The following is a 17,149-nucleotide window of genomic DNA, read 5'->3' as shown; positions in this document are numbered from 1 at the left end:
GAACAAACAATCCTCCATCGTCTTTGGGGGCAATGGCTTGACGCTGCCCAAGCATTTGTCGATACCGTTTTTCAAACGGACTACGATGATGACTGAAGCTGCTACCTCCGCCGGCCCGACACTCAGCGAACAGGCGCGTGCCGTGCTCGGTTCGCGCAATCTGATCTTCGTCGGCCTTATGGGCGCCGGGAAATCGGTGATCGGCCGGCTGGTGGCGCAGAGCCTGTCAATTCCGTTCATCGACACCGATGCGGAGATCGAGAAGGTTTCGCGGATGACGATCAGCGAGCTCTTCGCAGCCTACGGGGAGGTGGAATTTCGCGCATTGGAAACGCGGGTCATCGAGCGCCTCCTGAGGAATGGGCCACGCGTCATCTCCACCGGCGGCGGCGCCTTCATCAACGAAAATACCAGACGACAGATCAAGGCGGGCGGCATCTCGGTCTGGCTGAAAGCCGATCTCGATGTTTTGTGGGAGCGGGTGAACAAACGCGATCATCGACCGTTGCTCAAGACCGAGAACCCGAAGCAGACGCTCGAGAATTTGATGAACCAGCGATATCCGATCTATGCAGAGGCGGATCTGACCGTCCGGTCGGAGAATGTCCGTAAGGATGTGATGGCCAATGCGGTGCTTGCCGCCATTGTTGCCATCGGCAAGCGTCCCAATGAAGGTGAGTTGCAATGAATATGTCGTCCCGATCTCCGGACCGTCCTCTGGAGCGTGTTGTGCACGTACCGCTTGGCGAGCGGGCCTACGATATCCTGATCGGCCCAGGCTTGATTGGCCGCGCCGGCGGCGAGATCACGTCGCGGCTTAGGGGACGCAAAGCTGCGATCATCACAGACGAACACGTTGCGCCGCTTTATCTGGAAGCGCTGATGGACAGCCTGCAGACGGACGGCATCGAGGCGGTATCGCTGACATTGCCGGCGGGGGAGAAGACCAAGAGCCTTGAGCATCTTGCGACAGTCGCCGACATGGTACTGGCAGCGCGGATCGAACGAAACGATGCGGTGATCGCGCTCGGCGGCGGCGTGATCGGCGATCTCGCCGGATTTGCCGCCGGTATCGTGCGGCGGGGCGTGCGCTTCGTGCAGATCCCGACCACGCTTCTGGCGCAGGTGGATTCGTCTGTAGGGGGCAAGACCGGCATCAATACCCGGCATGGCAAGAACCTGCTCGGCGTCTTCCACCAGCCCGACCTTGTCCTTGCCGATACGGCCGCGCTCGATTCGCTTTCGGTGCGGGAGTTCCGCGCCGGTTATGCGGAAGTCGCCAAATACGGGCTGATCGACAAGCCCGACTTCTTCGTCTGGCTCGAGAAGAACTGGAAGCATGTTTTTGACGGCGGCGCAGAGCGGATCGAAGCGATCGCCGCGAGCTGCCAGGCCAAAGCAGACGTGGTCGTGGAAGACGAGCGCGAGAACGGCCGGCGCGCCCTTCTCAACCTTGGCCACACCTTCGGGCATGCGTTGGAAGCGGCAACCAACTATGACAGTAGCCGACTGGTGCATGGCGAAGGCGTGGCAATCGGCATGGTTCTGGCGCACCAGTTTTCTGCACGGCTCAATCTTGCGAGCCCGGACGATGCCCAGCGCGTCGCTGCACACCTGAAAGCCGTCGGATTGCCGATCTCGATGAACGACATTCCCGGCGAGCTGCCGCCTACCGAGAGGCTTCTGGAGGCGATCACGCAGGACAAAAAGGTCAAGAGCGGCAAGCTTACTTTCATCCTCACGCACGGTATCGGCCAGTCGTTCGTTGCGGATGACGTTCCGTCTTCCGAGGTGCTTGGATTTCTGGAGGAAAAGCGGCCGAAATGACATCCAAGGGAGGCCTGCTTTCGCGCGCTGTCAACGCGGTGATCCGCGGGCTGCTTCGTTCGTTCGGCGTTTCTCTTTCACAGGAAACCCTCACGCTCTCCACGCATGACGATCTGCATGCGGCACTCGACGCGATGCACCGCGACCGCAATTTCGACCGTCAGGACCGCGACCGTTTGAGCGGCCTCTTCGAACTCGAAGAACTGGAGGTCTCGGATGTCATGAAGCACCGCACTGCGATGCGGGCGATCAATGCCGACGATCCGCCGGAAGTAGTGGTGCGCACGGTGCTCGAAAGTCCTTATACCCGCATGCCTGTCTGGCGGAACTCGACGGAGAACATCATTGGCGTCGTGCATGCCAAGGATCTGCTGCGTGCTCTTGCAGACCAGAATGTGCATCCGGAAAGCATCGAAATCGTCAAAATTGCGCAGAAGCCATGGTTCGTGCCTGACAGCACGAGTCTTAAGGATCAGCTGAATGCTTTTCTGCGTCGCAAGATGCATTTTGCGGTGGTTGTCGATGAATATGGCGAGGTGCAGGGGATCGTCACCCTGGAGGATATTCTGGAGGAGATTGTCGGCGATATCGCCGACGAGCACGACATCGAGATCCAGGGGGTGCGCCAGGAGGCGGATGGTTCGATCGTGGTCGATGGTTCGGTGCCAATCCGCGACTTGAATCGCGCGCTCGACTGGAACCTCCCCGACACGGAAGCGACGACGATTGCGGGCCTCGTCATCCACGAATCGAAGCTGATCCCGGAAGAGCGGCAGGCGTTCACGTTTTACGGCAAACGGTTCATCGTGATGAAGCGGGAGAAGAACCGGATTACGAGATTGAGGATACGGCCGGCGGAAGACGTCACTCTGCCGGCGGAGTAGGGGCTTTCCGCACGCCATCCCTTGCTGGCGTGCTGTCCTGCTCCTATCTAAGACCCGTCACCAGCGGGTCGGTTCGCCCGGTGCGGCTGTCTCCACCGCGAGGGCGTGGAGCCCGGCGTCAAGTTCAGGCTTCAGAAGCGCATTCACCATCCGATGCCGATCGATCCGGCTCAATCCTGAAAATTTTCCCGAGACGATGCGGACTCGCATGTGAGTTCCCTCCGCTCCCGTGAAATGTGGCTGATGACCGGCGTGCTGCTGGCTTTCATCGATGACATACAGCCGTTCCGGTTCGAGATGTTCGGCAAGCGTGGCTTCGATACGGTCTCGGGCGGACATGGTTGGCTCCGTTGCGATGCGAGAGGGGCATCCCACAAACCAGTAAGAAAGCGCTTTGTCAATTCTTGCCGCGCCCTGTTCGCCACCCCATAATGAGGGCCTTATGAAACTCGACTCCAAATATTTCGACCGTATCCGGACGCGCCGGAAAAGGGAGGAGGACACGCCTCCCCAGGCACCGACTTGCCAATGGGACGGGTGCGACAAACCCGGTGCCCATCGCGCCCCCGTCGGCCGCAACGCCGAAGGGCAGTTTTTCCTGTTCTGCTTCGAGCACGTCAAGGAATACAACAAGGGCTACAATTATTTCTCCGGCCTCTCGGACACGGAGATCGCCCGTTATCAGAAGGAGGCGATCACCGGCCATCGGCCCACCTGGACCGTCGGCGTCAACAAGGCTGCCAAGGATGCGCCGCTGCACACTACGGCGCGCTCGGGAGCTCCGGGCGCGCAACAGCGGTTCAAGGATCCCTTTGGCTTCGTATCTCAGGCACGCGCCGGGGGCGGATCGCGCTTCCAGACGCAGGGGCGCAAGCTCAAGACTCTCGAGGCGAAGGCTTTCGATACAATGGGCCTGGCGGCCAATGCCACGGGCAGCGAGATCAAGAGCCGCTACAAGGACCTGGTCAAGAAGCATCACCCGGATGCAAACGGCGGAGACCGCGGTTCCGAAGAACGTTTTCGCGCCGTTATTCAAGCATATCAGTTGTTGAAGCAGGCGGGTTTCTGCTAAGCCGTAAAAATTATGGCAGTGAGGACGACGGCTCGGGCGGCGGCTCGCGCCTTGGAGAGATGATGAGTAAGATTGATCTAGACATTTCCAATCTTCCCGATACCACCGTTTCGGTTCGGGAAGCTTTCGGCATCGATACCGATTTGAAGGTTCCCGCCTACAGCAACGGCGACCCGTACGTTCCGGACCTCGATCCCGACTATCTTTTCGACCGCGATACCACCCTCGCCATTCTCGCAGGCTTCGCGCATAACCGACGCGTCATGGTATCCGGCTTTCACGGTACCGGTAAGTCGACCCATATCGAGCAGGTCGCCGCCCGCCTCAACTGGCCCTGCGTGCGCATCAACCTCGACAGCCATGTCAGCCGTATCGATCTCGTCGGCAAGGACGCGATTGTCCTGAAGGACGGCAAGCAGGTGACGGAATTCAAGGACGGCATCCTGCCCTGGGCCTACCAGCACAATGTCGCGCTTGTCTTCGACGAATACGACGCTGGCCGTCCGGACGTGATGTTCGTCATCCAGCGCGTGCTGGAATCCTCCGGCCGCCTGACCCTGCTCGACCAGAGCCGCGTCATCCGGCCTCACCCGGCATTCCGCATCTTCGCGACCGCCAACACGGTCGGCCTCGGCGATACGACCGGCCTCTATCACGGTACGCAGCAGATCAACCAGGCACAGATGGACCGCTGGTCGATCGTGACCACGCTGAACTATCTGCCGCACGAGAAGGAAGTCGATATCGTTGCCGCCAAGGTGAAGAGCTTCGGGGCGACCGCCGAAGGCCGCGAGACCGTCTCCAAGATGGTGCGCGTTGCCGATCTTACCCGCTCGGCCTTCATAAACGGCGATCTCTCGACCGTCATGAGCCCGCGTACCGTCATCACCTGGGCTGAAAACGCCGAGATCTTCGGTGATATCGCCTTTGCCTTCCGCATCACCTTCCTCAACAAGTGCGACGAACTGGAACGCACGCTGGTTGCCGAACAGTACCAGCGGGCCTTCGGCGTGGAATTGAAGGAAAGCGCCGCCAACATCGTTCTTGGAGCGTAAGCGCGGAAAAACGTCATGGCAGGTCGCGGAGACAATTCGAAAGCCAAGCCCGGCGGTCCGGTTGATACCGAGCCGCTGCGCCGGGCGATTACCGGCTGTGTGCGCTCGATCGCCGGCGACAGCGAGGTCGAGGTTTCGTTCGCCAACGAGCGGCCGGGCATTGCCGGCGAGCGCATTCGCCTGCCGGAAATCTCCAAGCGGCCTACGGCGCACGAGCTTGCGGTGACCCGCGGCCTTGGCGACTCCATGGCGCTCCGGCTTGCCTGCCACGACACGAATGTCCATGCCAGCATGGCGCCTCAGGGTGCCGATGCGCGCGTGGTGTTCGATGCGGTCGAGCAGGCGCGGGTGGAATCGATCGGCGCCATCAGGATGGCGGGTGTCGCCGCCAATCTGAGTGCCATGCAGACGGAAAAATATGCAAAGGCGAATTTCTCCGGCATCGAGCGTCAGGAAGACGCGCCCGTCGGTGAGGCTATCGCCATGTTGGTACGCGAAAAGCTGACCGGCGTGAAGCCTCCGGCCAGCGCCGGCAAGGTGCTCGATCTTTGGCGGCCGTTCATAGAGGACAAGGCCGCCGGCGATCTCGACAATCTCAGGGGTGTCATCGAAGACCAGCAGGCCTTCGCCAAGCTCGTGCGTCACATGCTCACCTCCATGCAGATGGCGGAGGAGTTCGCGGACGAGGACACCGAGCCGGAGGAAATGGAGAATCCCAGCGAGGAAGACCAGCCTCGCAGCGGCGAGACCGAGAACGAGGAGATCGAAGAGGAGGCCGGCTCCGATGCCGCTCCCGCCGAGCAGAGTGAGGCCGCCGACGAGGAACTCGACGATGGCGAGATGGACGGCGCCGAAATGTCCGACGAGGACATGTCGGAAGACAGCGACGAACACTCGGAAACTCCCGGCGAAACACGTCGGCCCAACAGCCCCTTCGACGATTTCAACGAGAAGGTCGATTACAGGATCTTCACCCAGGAATTCGATGAAGAGGTCACGGCCGAGGAGCTTTGTGACGAGGCCGAACTCGATCGCCTGCGCGCTTTTCTCGACAAACAGCTTGCTCACCTGCAGGGCGCGGTTGGCCGGCTGGCAAACCGCCTGCAGCGCCGTCTGATGGCGCAGCAGAACCGCTCCTGGGATTTCGACCTCGAAGAAGGTTACCTCGATCCGGCGCGCCTCGTGCGCCTGATCATCGATCCGATGCAGCCGCTCTCCTTCAAGAAGGAGCGCGATACCCAGTTCCGCGATACGGTTGTCTCGCTCGTCATCGACAATTCGGGATCGATGCGCGGCCGGCCGATCACTGTCGCAGCAACCTGCGCGGACATTCTTGCCCGCACGCTGGAGCGCTGCGGCGTCAAGGTGGAGATCCTCGGCTTCACCACGAAAGCCTGGAAGGGCGGTCAGTCGCGCGAAAAATGGTTGGCAGGCGGAAAACCCGCCACGCCCGGGCGTTTGAATGACCTCCGACACATCGTCTACAAGTCGGCCGATGCCCCCTGGCGCCGCTCCCGCCGTAATCTCGGCCTGATGATGCGCGAGGGGCTGCTCAAGGAGAATATCGACGGCGAAGCACTGATGTGGGCGCACCAACGCCTGATCCATCGTCCGGAGCAGCGCAAGATCCTGATGATGATCTCCGACGGCGCGCCGGTCGACGATTCGACGCTGTCGGTCAATCCGGGCAATTATCTCGAACGGCACTTGCGGGCCGTCATTGAGCAGATCGAGACCCGTTCGCCTGTTGAACTGCTGGCGATCGGCATCGGCCACGACGTTACCCGGTATTATCGAAAGGCTGTGACGATCGTCGATGCCGACGAACTTGCCGGCGCGATGACCGAGCAGCTTGCCGAACTGTTTGCGGAAAAGGGTGGCAAGCCCGCTGGCCGTATGCGTCGGGCAAGCTGAGGTATCCTTTGAAGCTTGCGCGCTTCACCCTTTGCCTCGGCATTTTTGGCGTTCTGGCGTCGCCGGTTGCGCCGGCAACCCAAACCGTGTCGATTACCGCGCGGGCGATCACCCAGTTCAAGGCGGGGTCGAAGGAGACCCGGTTCGGTGCTTTGGAGTTCCTCGGGGGCATTCAGTTCTCGTCGTCGGATGGGCGGCTGCAATCCTTGTCGGCCATCCGGTTTCGCCCGGATGGAAGCAGCTTCGTGTCCGTCCTCGACACGGGGGAATGGCTGAGCGGCCGGATCGAGCGCGATGCAGCAGGCCGACTTTCCGGGCTGGTGGAGCTTTCGATCAACCCGATCCTCATCCGCGGCGATCGTGCCGGCTCCAAATACAATTCGGATGCCGAGGGGCTAGCCCTTCGGAAAGGGCAGGCGGTCGTCGGTTTCGAACAGCTGCATCGCATCGATGTCTACCCGGATCCCGGCTTCGAACAATCCGGGCCGCGGACGACGCTCGACAATCTCATCCCGCGCCGCGAATTCCGGATGAATGCCGGCATGGAAACCGTGGCGGCATCGCCGGAGGCCGGCGCTCTCAAGGGCTCGCTGATCGTCGTGACGGAGCACAGCCTCGATGACGAGGGCAACCTTTTCGCAGCAATCCTGGAAGGGCCGCTGAAGGGCGTCTTCAAGGTCGTCCGTCACGACCCCTACGACGCGACCGACGGCGCCTTCCTTCCCGACGGCGATTTCCTGCTGCTCGAGCGCCGCTTCAGTTACCTCGGCGGTCTCGGCATGCGCATCCGGCGGATCAAGGCAGAAACCATTCGTCCGGGCGCCGTAGTCGACGGCGAGGTGCTCATCGAGGCCGATATGGGCTATGCGATCGACAACATGGAAGGGCTCGACGTGATCCTGGGGGCGGAGGGCAAGCCGCACCTTATCCTCGTGTCCGACGACAACGGCAACATCCTGCAGCGCAACGTGATGCTGGAATTCCGGCTGGACCAGTGAGATCAGCCGGAATCTCTGCGCTTAGCGAGCGGCTGCGACCTGCGGCATCGGCTTCAGCACGTTCATCAACGCGCCATAGGGGAGCAGCAGCACCACTCCGACCAGGATCTTGACGACGAGATCGCCGAGCGCCCAGGAAATCCACCGCGGAGCTTCGGCTGCGAAGACGCCGAGGATCGGAGCCGAGGAGATTGCAAAATCCTCGTTCGGGCCGATGAAGGCGAAGATCGGAGCGAAGGCCAGCGAGAAGAAAAGCAGGGTATCGAGTGCGGAGCCGAGGAGGGAGCCGGCCAGCGGCGCACGCCACCAGGTCTGCCGGCGGAGTTGGTTGAAGACCGAGATGTCAAGAAGTTGGCCAATCAGAAAGGCGGTGCCCGATGCGACGGCGATCCGCGAAGGGGCCGCGACAAAGGAAAGCGTCACGCCGACGACGAAGCCCACGAGAACCACACGGCGGGCAACGGCCGGACCGAATTGCCGGTTGGCCAGATCGGTCACAAGGAATGCGACGGGATAGATGAAGGCGCCCCAGGTGAGGAGATCGCCAAGTGCGATGCCCCACAGCGTCCCCATGACAGGGAACTGGACGAGGAAATTGGAGGCGACGACAACGGCCGCCATAAGCAGGGCATAGATAAAGGTGTAGCGGGAGCTCAGCATTTTTTTTATCCTGGGTGATGCCACCAGTTGGAGGGATATGAAGGCAAGAGAAAAGGCTTGTACGGTGCTAGCCGTTCAAGCCTTCCTCAAGCCGGATGATGAAATGGCGAAGCTATTAAGCGGCTTCGGCAGTCTTCTTGGCGATCTGCCGGCGCAGCAGACGAGCGCGCATCGACAGTTCGGTTTCGTCGGACTTGAGCAGGAAGGCGTCAAGGCCGCCGCGATGTTCGACCGAACGCAGGGCATGCGCAGAAACACGCAGGCGGAAGCGCTGGCCGAGAGCGTCGGAGATCAACGTGACCTGGCAAAGGTTCGGCAGGAACCGGCGGCGGGTCTTGTTGTTGGCGTGGCTTACGTTGTTGCCGGTCTGAACGCCCTTGCCGGTCAGTTCGCACACACGAGACATGGATACACCTTTGTTCTTCTGCAATCGGATGGTACTTCCGGACAATGCCCGGCGCGCCGATCCAACTGGTCCTGATTGGAAAGTTGCGGTTCTATAGTCAGTGAGCCCCGTCCAGTCAAGCCAAAACCTTGCCCCGTGCGCAAGAGATTCCATAGGCGCTCGCATAAGGCGGCTATTTTCTTGCCATTATGGCCAGTCTATATGTTCGCGGGACGGCGCTTTCGGCGTCCCCGTCGTTCAGGGCAAATCATGATCCTTCTAGGCCGTTTCAGTGCATCCATACTCATTTTCGGCTTTGGAACCGCCTCGCTCGGCTCGGCCGAGATCCGGCATGTCAGCGAATACGACATCAAGCTCGGCATTCTGCCGATTGCCAGGGCTTCCTTTGCCAGCGAATTCGATGAGAGCGCCTACCGGATCACCGGCACTTTCAAGTCGGCGGGAATCGTCGATATCATCAGCCGAATTTCCGCCGAGACCAGCGTGAACGGACGCATGCTGGACGACAAGCTGCAGGCGGACCGTTACAATCTGGTCTACAGCGCCGGCAAGCGCACCCGCGTCTATGACGTGGAATATCGCAATGGCGACGTAACCGAAACTACGGTCAAGCCGGAGCCGAAACGCAACCCGAAAAACTGGATCCCGGTGACGGATAACGATCTTAGATCCGTGCTCGATCCACTGAGCGGTCTCATCTTTCCGGCCAGTGCCACGGTCTGCCCGAGCCGACTGCCGATCTATGACGGCGAGTCGCGCATGGATCTCGTTTTGACGCCGAAGGGCACCAAACCATTTTCGACCAAAGGGTTCGACGGTGAGGCAATCGTCTGTTCGATCCGTTATGTGCCCAAATCCGGTTTCCGGCGCGGCCGCAGCGATATCGAATATCTGAAGAAGACGCCGATGGAAATCTGGTTTGCCAAGGCACAGTCCGCAAATGTATATGCTCCCGTCTATGCCCGCATCCCGACGAGGATGGGGCAAGTCTACGTGACCGCTGTGAAATACGGCGGCTGAGGTGACGCCCGGCGGCGTCGAGGGGGCAGGAGTGAAAATCCGGGGAACACTGATCGGCTTCGCGGCGATCCTGATGTGGTCGCTTCTTGCCCTGATGACGGCTGCATCCGGCAAGATGCCGCCTTTCCAGCTTTCTGCCGTCACCTTCGCCATCGGCAGCCTGCCCGGCATCGTCCTCTTCATCTTTCGCCCGCAGCGTATCCGGCTGCTCAGGCAATCGCCGAAGGTCTGGATTACAGGGATCGGCGGCCTCTTCGGCTATCACTTTCTCTACTTTACCGCACTCAGGAATGCTCCCGCCGTCGAGGCTGGTCTGATCGCCTATCTCTGGCCGCTTTTCATCGTCGTCGGCTCGGCTTTGCTGCCGGGCGAGAAATTGCGCTGGTATCATCTGGTCGGCGCAATTTCCGGGCTTCTCGGTACGATCACCATCGTTTCCCGCAATGGCCTCTCCTTCGATGGGGCCTATACCCTCGGTTATGGCGCTGCGTTCCTCTGCGCCTTTACCTGGTCCGGTTACTCGCTGTTGACGCGGCGGTTCGATCGGGTATCGACGGATGTGGTGACCGGCTTCTGCCTCGCGACGTCCGCGCTGTCGCTGATCTGCCATCTGGCAATCGAGACGACGGTCTGGCCCGCCAGTACCGGCGAGTGGGCGGCGGTCGTCGGCCTTGGGCTTCTGCCGGTTGGCGCGGCTTTCTATGCTTGGGATTACGGTGTCAAGAACGGCGACATCCAGATCATCGGAGCGGCGAGTTATGCGGCGCCGCTTCTGTCGACGCTGATCCTCGTCGCGTCCGGGTTTGCGGAACCCGACTGGCGCATCGTGGTTGCCTGCCTGCTGATCACAGGCGGAGCGGTGCTGGCGGCGCGCGATATGCTGCGGCCGAAGCCGGTTGGAGAAGCTATTGCTGAATAGGCGTCCCCGGAAGTCCGGGGGCGTTGGGGGGAGAAATGTTCATCTTTTTATCTGGCGTGCTAGCCGCGTCCGTGGCGTCCGCACTTTTCTATTTCCGTTGGCTGGAGAAGCCGGCTGGCCAGTTTCGCGCTGTACTGAAGATGTTTCCGGTCGCACTGCTGGCGGTTTATGCCTTGTCAGCCGGCGGGCCGCTGCTTCTCGTGGCCGCACTTGCTCTGGCGGCCCTCGGCGACGCCTGCCTCGCCTATGACGGGCGATCGCCTTTCCTTGCCGGCCTGGCTGCCTTCCTTGTCTCGCATCTCGCCTTAGTCGTGCTCTTCTGGCCCTCGATCGAACCTTCGCTGATCACCGATAGCGCTTGGCGTTACGCAGCGGCCTGGTTCTTCGTTGTTCTCGCGGCCATGATGCTTCTCCTGCTTTGGCGGCCTGCCGGGCCTCTCGCAGTACCTGTCATGGTCTACGCCGCGGCGATTGTCGCGATGGCGCTCTCCGCGCTATCGCTGAAGACGACCCTTCCCTCTGTTGGAGCAGCGCTTTTCGTCCTGTCGGACGCAGGGCTTGCAATTCAGAGGTTCCTGCTGAAGCCGCACGATCCGGTCACGAAGAGGCTGAAAGGCTTTATCTGGGCCACCTATTACACAGCCCAATTGGTTTACACTCTGGCCTTTACCGGGTTGCCCATTTTCTGAACCAAGGCCTCATATCAGCCCGGCTCCCAGCCGGGTTCGGCCATCTCGAAGCTCGAAAATTCGAAGCCGGGCGCGACGGTGCAGCCGACGAGCGTAAAGCTGCCGAGCGGCTCGGCCGCCTGCCACGCATCCGCCGGCACGACTGCCTGCGGCCGTTCGCCTTTGCCCAGATCGATGCCCAGCGTTACCGACCGTATGCTCGTTCCATCTGAAATCCGCAGCAGCAGCGGATCTCCAGCATAAAAGTGCCAGATCTCGGCGGCATCCCGCACCCGGTGCCAATGGGACCGTTCGCCCGCCTGCAGCAGATAGTAGATCGCCGTCGAATGGCCGCGAGCACCGCCGTCTGAATCGCGGAAGGTCTCCACATACCAGCCGCCCTCCGGATGCTCCCGCATGCCGAGCGCTTCGATGATCTCCGCGGCACCCACCTAGAAATTATCCTTCCGCTTGCGGATTTCGGCAAAGACCTCCTCGTTGCTCTTTCCTTCCATCAGCAGGTTTCTGCGGATGGCCGGATCGGCAGCCCGCAGGAAGGGATTGGTTTCCTTCTCCAGGCCCATCATGGTCGGGATCGTGAATTTGCCGGCGGCCCTCTGTTCTTCGATCTCCCTGGCCCGAGTGCGCAGGCGTGGGTTGTCGGGATCGATGGTCAAGGCGAACTTGGCGTTGGTGAGCGTATATTCATGTCCGAAGTAGATGGCGGTCTCGTCGGGCAGGACGGCAAGCTTCTGAAGCGAATGCCACATGTCGGCGGCAGGACGCTCCAACAGACGGCCGCAACCGAGCGCAAAGAGCGTGTCGGCTGCAAAGAGGATCTTGTCGTCGGGGAAATGATAGCAGATGTGGCCGGCCGTATGTCCCGGTGTTTCAAAGACACGCACCAGATGCTCGCCGAAGAGAAATTCGTCGCCGTCCGCCATCGTCTTGTCGAGGCCCGGGATTGCGACCGCCTCGTTGAAAGGGCCGATGATCTCAAGCCCAAATCTTTCTTTCAACGCCAGATTCGCTTCCACATGGTCGGTGTGGTGATGGGTCGTGAAGATGTGGGTGATTTTCCAGCCGCGGCGGGCGGCGGCGTCGAGAATGGGTTTTTCCTCGGGCGCGTCGATCGAAGCCGTGAGACCGCTTTCCGGATCGTGAACCAGAACGCCGTAATTATCGCTTCGGCATGAAAAAACTTCGAGTTCCAGTGGTTTCATACATTGCCCCTATTGCTCAAATCTCTTTGCGGAACAATGTAGAGACTGCGCAACCGAAGTCCAACCGTCATAGGCCAGCATTTTGTCCGTCGACATCGTCGATCTCCGTGAATTCTATCACTCGCCCCTCGGTCGCTTCGCCGAACAGTCGATCGTGATGGCGCTCGCTTCGCTTTGGGCGCGTCTCCCGGAGGAGCGGCTGGTCGGCCTCGGTTACGCGGTTCCCTATCTCGATCGCTTCCGCGCCGATACGGAGCGGACTTTCGCTTTCATGCCGGCGGGGCAGGGCGCGGTGAACTGGCCGGTCGGAGAACTGTCCTCGACGGCGCTGGTCTTTGACGAAGAACTGCCTTTGCCCGATTCATCGATCGACCGCGTTCTTATGGTGCATTCGCTGGAGTTTGCGGAAAATCCGCGGGAGACGCTGAAGGAAGTCTGGCGGGTGTTGGCGCCGGGGGGGCGGCTCGTCATCGTTGTCCCAAACCGGCGCGGCGTCTGGGCGCGCATGGAGCACACCCCGTTCGGATCGGGCAGGCCCTATTCGAGGGGGCAGCTTACCTCGCTGCTGCGCGAGGCGAATTTTACGCCGGGAGCGAGCGCCGAGGCACTGTTCTTTCCGCCGTCCAAGATCGCGACCGTGCTGAGGCTTCGTCACGTGTTTGAGCGCCTGGGCCGGCGCTTCTGGCCGGTCTTCTCCGGGGTCATCGTGCTGGAGGCTCAGAAACGTCTCTATCAGGGACTGCCGGTCGCAGCGCGCGCCTCCCGCCGTGTTTTCGTTCCGGTGCTGGCGCCGCAGGGCGTACCGACGACCAGAACGTGTTAAGGCGTGCCTTGGGCTTCACGGCTTAAGGTCCAAAAGCGCAAGCGGTTGCCCCTCCATCGCGAAGGGTACGGACTCGTGCGTATGAGCAATCTTCCAGCGGCCGTCCTCGCGCGCGAAGGCCACGGTCAGGCGAAACCAGAGGCCGCTTTCTCCCGTGCCGATCTTCCTGCCGGCGAGGCGCGCAAGCGCGCTGCACCATGCAATGTCGCCTCCCACGCGCAGATCGGTATTCCGGATCTCAAACTCCAGTCCACCTTCCCAGGTGTCCAACCATGCCTGCAAACCGGCTCTGTCGTTCCCGATCGTTTCCAGAGGCGCAGCAAGCGAGAATGCGCGGATGTTGGGGGACTCGCAGGCGATGATCGCATCGGCATCCTTGTCACGCAGGGCCTGGGCCCAATCGTCCAACAGCACTCTGATATCGTCATGATCTCCAACGCTCATGTTTTTGCTCCTTGAGGTTTTGGTCTTTGTGGAAGACGTATGGCCGGCGGGCATTTCCGACAACCGGGCATCAAGAAATCGAATGGGTGGCAGAAACCGGCCTCTCTCGACAAAGGCCGTTTTCGGCTTTAATGCCACTGGATCACCCGCCGCGTAAGGCATTCCGAAGAGGTCGATCCGATGAACATCGTCACCAATGAGCCCGTTCCTCGTCCAGGCATTCTGGATATCGCCGCCTATGTGCCCGGCAAGGAACATGCTCCGGGCGTGGCGCGGGTCTTCAAGCTGTCCTCCAACGAGACTCCTCTCGGGCCGAGCCCGAAGGCGATCGAGGCGTTCAAGCAGGCCGCAAGCCATCTCGAGCTTTATCCTGATGGTCAGGCACTGGCGCTGCGCGAGGCGATTGCCTCGGTGCATGGCTTGAATGTCGCCAACATCATGTGCGGCAATGGTTCGGACGAATTGCTCGGCCTGCTCTGCCACGTCTATCTCGCCGCGGGCGATGAGGCGATCATCACCGAGCACGGTTTCCTGGTCTACAAGATCCAGATCATGGGCGCCGGTGCCACTCCTGTGACCGTCAAGGAAAAGGAAGGCACTGTCGATGTCGATGCCATCCTTGCGGCGGTGACGCCGAAGACGAAGATGGTCTTCATTGCCAATCCTGGCAATCCAACCGGGACCTATGTTCCCGTCGCCGATATCCGGCGCCTGCATGCCGGTCTGCCAAAGCACGTCATCCTCGTGCTCGACTCAGCCTATGCCGAATATGTGCGGAAAAACGATTACGAAGCGGGCCTGGAACTGGTTTCGTCCAACCGCAACGTCGTGATGACCCGCACTTTTTCGAAGGTCTATGGCCTTGCCGCGCTCCGTATCGGCTGGATGTACGGTCCTGCCGGCATTCTCGACGCGCTGAACCGCGTTCGCGGCCCGTTCAACATGAATGCGCCGGCGATTGCCGCCGGTGCGGCCGCGATCCGCGACCAGGCCTTCGTAGAGCGGGCCGTCGAGCACAATCAGTTGTGGCTCGACAAGCTCACGCACGCCTTCGAGGCGCTTGGCCTGAGGGTGACGCCATCCGTCGCCAATTTCGTGCTGATCCATTTCCCCGATATCGACGGCAAGCGTGCAACCGACGCAGACGCCTTCCTGACGAGCCGCGGCTACATTCTCCGCGCGGTGAAAGGATATGGTTTCCCGAACGCGCTGCGCATGACTGTCGGTTCGGAAGAAGCCAATCGCGGCGTTATCGAAACGCTTGGCGAATTCATGGGCCAAGGGCAAGGCAAGAGCGCATGACTGTGCATTTCGACCGGATCGCCCTGATCGGCATCGGCCTCATTGGATCGTCGATCGCACGTGATGTCCGGGAACTGGGCCTGGCAGGCGAGGTGGTCATATCAAGCCGAAGCGGCGAGACGTTGCGGCGGGCCGAGGAATTGAAGCTTGGCAACCGTTATACGGCGTCTGCGGCGGAAGCGGTCCGGGATGCCGACCTGGTGATCGTTTCCGTGCCGGTCGGCGCGTCGGAAGAGGTTGCAAAGCAGATTGCCGCCAATCTCAAACCGGGCGCCATCGTCACGGATGTGGGTTCGACCAAGGCCTCCGTCATTGCACAGATGGCGCCGCACATACCGGAGAACGTGCATTTCATCCCCGGCCATCCGCTCGCCGGAACGGAAAAATCCGGCCCGGATGCGGGTTTTACCGGTCTGTTTCGTGATCGCTGGTGCATCTTTACGCCATTGCCGGGAACGGACCAGGCGGCGCTCGACCGGCTCAAGTCGTTTTGGATGGCGCTTGGCTCGCTGATCGACGAGATGGATGCGCAGCATCACGACAAGGTGCTGGCGATCGTCTCGCACCTGCCGCATATCATCGCCTACAACATCGTCGGGACGGCAGACGATCTCGAGACGGTCACCGAATCGGAAGTGATCAAATATTCCGCCTCCGGCTTCCGCGATTTTACGCGTCTGGCGGCATCCGATCCCACCATGTGGCGCGACGTCTGCCTGCACAACAAGGACGCGATCCTGGAAATGCTGGCGCGGTTTTCGGAGGACCTTGCCTATCTGCAGCGGGCCATTCGCTGGGGAGAGGGTGACAAGCTGTTCGAGCTCTTCACCCGCACCCGCGCCATTCGCCGTTCCATCGTCCAGGCCGGTCAGGATGTGGACGCGCCGGATTTCGGTCGCCACGCGCTCGACCAGAAGAAATAGCCAGTTCAGATCGGCGGAATTTCGCCGATCTGGATAAAGCCGCCGGCAAAGACCTTGCCCCGTTTGATGGTCAGGTCCAGCGAGGCGCTGCGACCCCCGCCGAGCGCGGAGAGCATGTTGGCGGCGGTATCGAGCATCGGTGCTATGTCAGGGAAGGCCTCTGTGAGGCTATTGCGCCATCCGTCGACCTGCTCGATCCGGAATTTCAGCTTGCCCGACAGGTATCCGTCTCCATCGAATGAAAACGGGCCGGAAACCGTGATCACCCGTCCTTGACCGAGATCGGCGGAGAAGCTGCGCAATTCTCCTTCGGTTTCGTAGAGCACGAGCCCGTTCGCGTCGCTGCCGTCGATCATGCCGGCGCGGCCGACCAGCGTCACATCGGCATTCGCAGACAGGCTCGGCAGGATTTGCGGCATGTCCTTGATCGTCGTGTCGGTGTTTTCCAGGGTGATCGCCGCATCGAGATCGCTGCCGTTCTGGCGCAGATGGATCTCCGTATGCGCCGCACTGATATCGACGGCCTGGCCGGTCGCGGAAGAGACGACGCTGGTCCTGGAGTTCTCGATCACCGTCGAGGCGCGTTCCACGCCCCGAAGTTTGGTTACGAGACTCGATTGGAAGTTTTCCCAGTTTGTTGACACCGAAAGGCCATGGCCGGTGCGAATTTCGACGGGCGAATCGAGCTCCCAGACGATATGCCCGGGATTGTAGACCTGGGCGGCGGAGCGCAGCGCGCCGAAATTGGCCGAAATCCCGTTCACCTGATCGTCGACCGAAACCTTGGAGCAGAACAGTCCGATTCGGAAAGGATAGCCCCGGTAGTCGGCTTCACTGCATTCGGCGGCAATACCCTTGTTGCGCTGGCTGCCGAGGAGGGCCAGGGTCTGCTCCTTGAGCACCGAGGCGGCATAGAACCAGCCGGCGGTGTAGAGGGCGATCGCCACCACCACACTGCAGGCGAGTAGCCACAATTTTCCGCTGACGCCGGATCGGCTTGACGCTGCCATG

At 61.0% G+C, this 17,149-nt stretch carries 19 protein-coding genes and 1 pseudogene; 13 read left to right on the top strand and 7 right to left on the bottom strand.

Annotated elements, in window-relative coordinates:
- Positions 1–88 precede the first annotated feature (88 nt).
- The 3 genes and pseudogenes from C5L12_RS14215 to C5L12_RS14205 form a co-directional block, all read left to right on the top strand.
- Complete coding sequence (locus C5L12_RS14215; RefSeq protein WP_105372777.1) at positions 89–688, top strand: shikimate kinase; 600 nt, start codon at positions 89–91, stop codon at positions 686–688.
- A complete protein-coding gene (aroB, locus tag C5L12_RS14210) occupies positions 685–1,827 on the top strand; it encodes a 3-dehydroquinate synthase (RefSeq protein WP_205839342.1) in 1,143 nt (380 codons plus the stop codon). Before C5L12_RS14215 ends, aroB begins: the two co-directional genes overlap by 4 nt.
- A gap of 11 nt (positions 1,828–1,838) precedes the next feature.
- A pseudogene (locus tag C5L12_RS14205) lies at positions 1,839–2,711 on the top strand (HlyC/CorC family transporter); the annotation flags it as partial.
- 57 nt (positions 2,712–2,768) lie between these two features.
- Here the strand turns inward: C5L12_RS14205 and C5L12_RS14200 are convergent.
- Positions 2,769–3,050, bottom strand: a complete 282-nt coding sequence (locus C5L12_RS14200; protein ID WP_105372701.1) for a BolA family protein — start codon at positions 3,048–3,050, stop codon at positions 2,769–2,771.
- Positions 3,051–3,153: 103 nt separating this feature from the next.
- Between C5L12_RS14200 and C5L12_RS14195 the strand changes: the two genes are divergently transcribed.
- The 4 genes from C5L12_RS14195 to C5L12_RS14180 all read left to right on the top strand — a co-directional run bounded on the left by C5L12_RS14195 (position 3,154) and on the right by C5L12_RS14180 (position 7,750).
- Positions 3,154–3,783, top strand: a complete 630-nt coding sequence (locus tag C5L12_RS14195; protein ID WP_105372700.1) for a J domain-containing protein — start codon at positions 3,154–3,156, stop codon at positions 3,781–3,783.
- A 62-nt stretch (positions 3,784–3,845) separates the two neighbouring features.
- Positions 3,846–4,838 carry a cobaltochelatase subunit CobS gene (gene cobS / locus C5L12_RS14190; RefSeq protein ID WP_105372699.1) on the top strand — a complete coding sequence of 331 codons (993 nt, stop codon included), beginning with the start codon at positions 3,846–3,848 and terminating at the stop codon, positions 4,836–4,838.
- Between the two features lie 15 nt (positions 4,839–4,853).
- Positions 4,854–6,752, top strand: coding sequence for a cobaltochelatase subunit CobT (gene cobT, locus C5L12_RS14185; protein ID WP_105372698.1), 1,899 nt, complete (start codon positions 4,854–4,856; stop codon positions 6,750–6,752).
- Positions 6,753–6,760: 8 nt separating this feature from the next.
- A complete protein-coding gene (locus tag C5L12_RS14180) occupies positions 6,761–7,750 on the top strand; it encodes an esterase-like activity of phytase family protein (RefSeq protein ID WP_105372697.1) in 990 nt (329 codons plus the stop codon).
- A 21-nt stretch (positions 7,751–7,771) separates the two neighbouring features.
- Here the strand turns inward: C5L12_RS14180 and C5L12_RS14175 are convergent, their stop codons facing one another.
- Both C5L12_RS14175 and rpmB read right to left on the bottom strand, forming a co-directional pair.
- The gene (locus C5L12_RS14175; RefSeq protein ID WP_105372696.1) at positions 7,772–8,410 is read right to left on the bottom strand and encodes a VUT family protein; all 639 of its coding nucleotides are present in this window, start codon (positions 8,408–8,410) and stop codon (positions 7,772–7,774) included.
- A gap of 115 nt (positions 8,411–8,525) precedes the next feature.
- Entirely contained in the window at positions 8,526–8,816 is a 291-nt protein-coding gene (gene rpmB / locus C5L12_RS14170) for a 50S ribosomal protein L28 (RefSeq protein ID WP_105372695.1), read from the bottom strand.
- Positions 8,817–9,065: 249 nt separating this feature from the next.
- Between rpmB and C5L12_RS14165 the strand changes: the two genes are divergently transcribed.
- The 3 genes from C5L12_RS14165 to C5L12_RS14155 are packed head-to-tail and all read left to right on the top strand — an operon-like array spanning position 9,066 to position 11,444.
- Positions 9,066–9,836: a DUF3108 domain-containing protein gene (locus C5L12_RS14165; RefSeq protein ID WP_105372694.1), complete on the top strand. Its 771-nt coding sequence runs from the start codon at positions 9,066–9,068 to the stop codon at positions 9,834–9,836.
- Between the two features lie 31 nt (positions 9,837–9,867).
- A complete protein-coding gene (gene yddG, locus C5L12_RS14160; RefSeq protein ID WP_105372775.1) occupies positions 9,868–10,755 on the top strand; it encodes an aromatic amino acid exporter YddG in 888 nt (295 codons plus the stop codon).
- Between the two features lie 35 nt (positions 10,756–10,790).
- Entirely contained in the window at positions 10,791–11,444 is a 654-nt protein-coding gene (locus tag C5L12_RS14155) for a lysoplasmalogenase family protein (RefSeq protein WP_105372693.1), read from the top strand.
- A gap of 14 nt (positions 11,445–11,458) precedes the next feature.
- On the opposite strand, the gene C5L12_RS14150 is transcribed toward C5L12_RS14155, so the two are convergent.
- Together C5L12_RS14150 and gloB are read right to left on the bottom strand one after the other, a co-directional pair.
- Positions 11,459–11,875, bottom strand: a complete 417-nt coding sequence (locus C5L12_RS14150; RefSeq protein ID WP_105372692.1) for a cupin domain-containing protein — start codon at positions 11,873–11,875, stop codon at positions 11,459–11,461.
- Positions 11,876–12,646 (bottom strand): hydroxyacylglutathione hydrolase, encoded by a 771-nt coding sequence (gloB, locus tag C5L12_RS14145; protein ID WP_105372691.1) that lies wholly within the window; start codon positions 12,644–12,646, stop codon positions 11,876–11,878. It lies immediately after the preceding gene.
- 82 nt (positions 12,647–12,728) lie between these two features.
- On the opposite strand from gloB, the gene C5L12_RS14140 reads away from it, so the two are divergent.
- Complete coding sequence (locus tag C5L12_RS14140) at positions 12,729–13,469, top strand: class I SAM-dependent methyltransferase (RefSeq protein ID WP_105372690.1); 741 nt, start codon at positions 12,729–12,731, stop codon at positions 13,467–13,469.
- 15 nt (positions 13,470–13,484) lie between these two features.
- Here C5L12_RS14140 and C5L12_RS28145 read toward each other — a convergent pair whose 3' ends face one another.
- On the bottom strand, positions 13,485–13,913 hold the full coding sequence (locus C5L12_RS28145; protein WP_157949049.1) for a nuclear transport factor 2 family protein: 429 nt from the start codon (positions 13,911–13,913) through the stop codon (positions 13,485–13,487).
- A 180-nt stretch (positions 13,914–14,093) separates the two neighbouring features.
- On the opposite strand from C5L12_RS28145, the gene hisC reads away from it, so the two are divergent.
- Positions 14,094–15,215 (top strand): histidinol-phosphate transaminase, encoded by a 1,122-nt coding sequence (hisC, locus tag C5L12_RS14130; RefSeq protein WP_105372689.1) that lies wholly within the window; start codon positions 14,094–14,096, stop codon positions 15,213–15,215.
- Entirely contained in the window at positions 15,212–16,138 is a 927-nt protein-coding gene (locus C5L12_RS14125) for a prephenate/arogenate dehydrogenase family protein (RefSeq protein WP_105372688.1), read from the top strand. Before hisC ends, C5L12_RS14125 begins: the two co-directional genes overlap by 4 nt.
- A 5-nt stretch (positions 16,139–16,143) precedes the next feature.
- On the opposite strand, the gene C5L12_RS14120 is transcribed toward C5L12_RS14125, so the two are convergent.
- Positions 16,144–17,148, bottom strand: a complete 1,005-nt coding sequence (locus tag C5L12_RS14120; protein WP_105372687.1) for a DUF2125 domain-containing protein — start codon at positions 17,146–17,148, stop codon at positions 16,144–16,146.
- Between the last annotated feature and the right edge of the window lies 1 nt (position 17,149).

The sequence above is a fragment of the Neorhizobium huautlense genome (genome assembly GCF_002968575.1).
Classification (GTDB): domain Bacteria; phylum Pseudomonadota; class Alphaproteobacteria; order Rhizobiales; family Rhizobiaceae; genus Neorhizobium; species Neorhizobium huautlense.
The sequence above is the reverse complement of the archived record's forward strand: the minus strand, read 5'-3'. Positions and strand labels throughout refer to the sequence as shown.

Coding starts and splice junctions, on each gene's coding strand:
- C5L12_RS14215 (WP_105372777.1), top strand. CDS start 89: ATGACTGAAGCTGCTACCTCCGCCGGCCCGACACTCAGCGAACAGGCG.
- aroB (WP_205839342.1), top strand. CDS start 685: ATGAATATGTCGTCCCGATCTCCGGACCGTCCTCTGGAGCGTGTTGTG.
- C5L12_RS14200 (WP_105372701.1), bottom strand. CDS start 3,050: ATGTCCGCCCGAGACCGTATCGAAGCCACGCTTGCCGAACATCTCGAA.
- C5L12_RS14195 (WP_105372700.1), top strand. CDS start 3,154: ATGAAACTCGACTCCAAATATTTCGACCGTATCCGGACGCGCCGGAAA.
- cobS (WP_105372699.1), top strand. CDS start 3,846: ATGAGTAAGATTGATCTAGACATTTCCAATCTTCCCGATACCACCGTT.
- cobT (WP_105372698.1), top strand. CDS start 4,854: ATGGCAGGTCGCGGAGACAATTCGAAAGCCAAGCCCGGCGGTCCGGTT.
- C5L12_RS14175 (WP_105372696.1), bottom strand. CDS start 8,410: ATGCTGAGCTCCCGCTACACCTTTATCTATGCCCTGCTTATGGCGGCC.
- rpmB (WP_105372695.1), bottom strand. CDS start 8,816: ATGTCTCGTGTGTGCGAACTGACCGGCAAGGGCGTTCAGACCGGCAAC.
- C5L12_RS14165 (WP_105372694.1), top strand. CDS start 9,066: ATGATCCTTCTAGGCCGTTTCAGTGCATCCATACTCATTTTCGGCTTT.
- C5L12_RS14155 (WP_105372693.1), top strand. CDS start 10,791: ATGTTCATCTTTTTATCTGGCGTGCTAGCCGCGTCCGTGGCGTCCGCA.
- gloB (WP_105372691.1), bottom strand. CDS start 12,646: ATGAAACCACTGGAACTCGAAGTTTTTTCATGCCGAAGCGATAATTAC.
- C5L12_RS28145 (WP_157949049.1), bottom strand. CDS start 13,913: ATGAGCGTTGGAGATCATGACGATATCAGAGTGCTGTTGGACGATTGG.
- hisC (WP_105372689.1), top strand. CDS start 14,094: ATGAACATCGTCACCAATGAGCCCGTTCCTCGTCCAGGCATTCTGGAT.
- C5L12_RS14125 (WP_105372688.1), top strand. CDS start 15,212: ATGACTGTGCATTTCGACCGGATCGCCCTGATCGGCATCGGCCTCATT.
- C5L12_RS14120 (WP_105372687.1), bottom strand. CDS start 17,148: ATGGCAGCGTCAAGCCGATCCGGCGTCAGCGGAAAATTGTGGCTACTC.